Origin of the sequence: Enterococcus sp. RTP21361st1_A6_RTP21361_211029 (assembly GCF_040910045.1) — a bacterium.
Lineage (GTDB): Bacteria > Bacillota > Bacilli > Lactobacillales > Enterococcaceae > Enterococcus_D > Enterococcus_D gallinarum.
On the sequence record NZ_JBDGBK010000178.1, the window covers coordinates 1 to 2,202 of the forward strand.

The following is a 2,202-nucleotide window of genomic DNA, read 5'->3' on the forward strand; positions in this document are numbered from 1 at the left end:
ATATTTTGAATTTCTATGAATGTGCCCCCAGTAACTATGTTCCGTTATAAGAGCAGTAATCATCATTCTGTCAGTTACTTTCACATCTTCTGGCAAATAGTGAGGACTTGCAAAGCTATCTAAACTTTCATGAACCATTGCATGCCAATCAGTTGCTTTCCCCCTTCGCAATTGCAATTCTAGTCGCCACCAAGTATCGATTTCTTTCGGAACAACTTTCCGTTTTCTTTCTTGTTCCAATTTTTTGTTATACATCCGAATCTGTCGTTCACTAGCACGACTTCCCCAATATGCTGTTTCCAGTTTCCCAGACCGACCGTAAATTGGTTTGAAAGAAACAGGATCAACCACCCGATATTGGGTAATGAAATCATCTGGCACGTCAATAATGTCACAAGCAATATCTGCACGTGAGAAATGTGGTTCTAAAAATAAATCATGGATAAAGTTCTTCATCGAGCCCGCCAGAAATTGGCTAATTTTATTGGGGTTAAAGTCAATCCGCCCTTTTCCCTCTTGAAACTTAAGAATCTCAATATAAGCTATATTTTCCTCATGTTGGTCTAGTAATTGCCAGCCATTATTTCCAACCGCTTTTAAATATCCGTTACCTTCGTTTAGACGCATAAGCTGTTCAAAATCTAAAATCAACACATCATGGGGAGTGTGATAATAAATATTTTCCCTTAATGTACCAACAATGGTAATTCGGTCAATTGACCATTGCATTTTTAAGGGGGTGCACATAGTTTGTGCATTTAACCGCCTGTTAGATATGCGGTTAAGTTTTTCCCACTCATTTATGATCGTGCCACGTTTACTCAAATTTTGTTCCTCCTCAAAGAAAAAAGAGATTTTTGGAAAGAATTTCCAGAGTTCACGTAACTCTAAAAATCCATATCCAAAAATCTCTAGCTTGAAGAAACCTAAAAATATTCGTATAATGAATTTGAGTTACGGAACTAGGTGAGTAGTTTCCGTAATTAGCCGAAGGGTGCTTCCAACACCGTTCGGCTTTTATTTTGCTCTTTTTTCTCGTTTTCTTTGATTATAGCACTCCTCTTAAAAAAATAAAAAGACCTCAGGGAATTTCATTCCCCGAACCCCTTGAGCCTCCTCCTGCCGAAATTATTTCACGCTTCCGCTCTTCATTTCATTCAGTTCTCGGCTTGCACAATCTAACACGCCGTTTCGCTACCAGTCGCCTTACAGGCTCCATTCTCGCTTCTCTTACGTGTTTTAACGATTGTGCCGATAACTAAACGAAATGAACGCTAAAACGTCTTAGAACGCAAAATACGCGCTTATAAAATCATTTCATCTTGATTACATGCCCGTCATAATCGTTCAGTTTAGTTTCATTTTCGTAAACTTTTTTTATTTTTACGAACAGAAAAAAGTCGCACATCACCATTTTATAAAGAGCATAAGGAAACGTGTACCCACTTTCTAAAAAAAGTGGGTAGATAGGCTGTGCCTATCACGTTTCTCAGAAAAAAATTTGATATCACTTTTTCGCCATCGTGGCTAGCTTATGTATAGTATTTTAGCAAAAAACAGCTATACAAATACTATATTCGTATGATATACATAAATTATACACAAATGCGAAAGGAGTTTTTCTATGGACATTTTAGTTCGGAAGATCGATTCAAAGGTTATTGCAAAAATAGACAAACGTTGCCAAGAACTCACAAATAAAACTGGCAAAAAATGGAGTCGAAATCGCTACTTAAAAGTCCTAATCGAAAACGATTTTGACCACGCACTTATGCATTACAAGAAAGATCAATTCGATTTATTACTCGAAAAATTTATCGCTATTCAAGAAAAAAATACTGAAACGCTGAATGAATATGTTCGTACAAACAACCAACTCATTGAAACACTTATCGGAGGAAGATAACATGAGAAAAACTTCTGTTCAAAAACACGTTACCCTTTATCCCAGTCACGTGGACGTTTTAGATTCCATTATCGAAAGAAATCCAGATATCAACAATTACTCGGAAGCCATTCGTTTTTTATGTATGAGTTATGAACCTGATACCAATACTACGACTACCAGCAACCAAGCCAAACTAAATGCTATGGGAAAAGAAATTTCCATCATGTCCGAAATCATTGCAGAATTTGCTGATTTATATCTAAAAGATACAGGTGTTCTTATCGGTACAAATTCTAAAGTGTATCAAGAAACGA

3 protein-coding genes are annotated in these 2,202 nt (G+C 36.6%); 2 read left to right on the forward strand and 1 reads right to left on the reverse strand.

The features are described 5' to 3' along the window. On the reverse strand, positions 1 to 825 hold an 825-nt coding region (locus AB5Z52_RS16725), incomplete at its 3' end, for a replication initiation factor domain-containing protein (RefSeq protein ID WP_368267109.1). Positions 826 to 1,624: 799 nt separating this feature from the next. On the opposite strand from AB5Z52_RS16725, the gene AB5Z52_RS16730 reads away from it, so the two are divergent. After that, positions 1,625 to 1,906 (forward strand): hypothetical protein, encoded by a 282-nt coding sequence (locus AB5Z52_RS16730; RefSeq protein WP_002347307.1) that lies wholly within the window; start codon positions 1,625 to 1,627, stop codon positions 1,904 to 1,906. 1 nt (position 1,907) lies between these two features. Continuing rightward, a partial coding sequence (locus AB5Z52_RS16735) for a hypothetical protein (RefSeq protein ID WP_368267111.1) occupies positions 1,908 to 2,202 on the forward strand: 295 nt, incomplete at its 3' end.

Excerpts from the sequence above, each read along its gene's own strand:
- AB5Z52_RS16730 (WP_002347307.1), top strand. The coding sequence starts at position 1,625 with ATGGACATTTTAGTTCGGAAGATCGATTCAAAGGTTATTGCAAAAATA.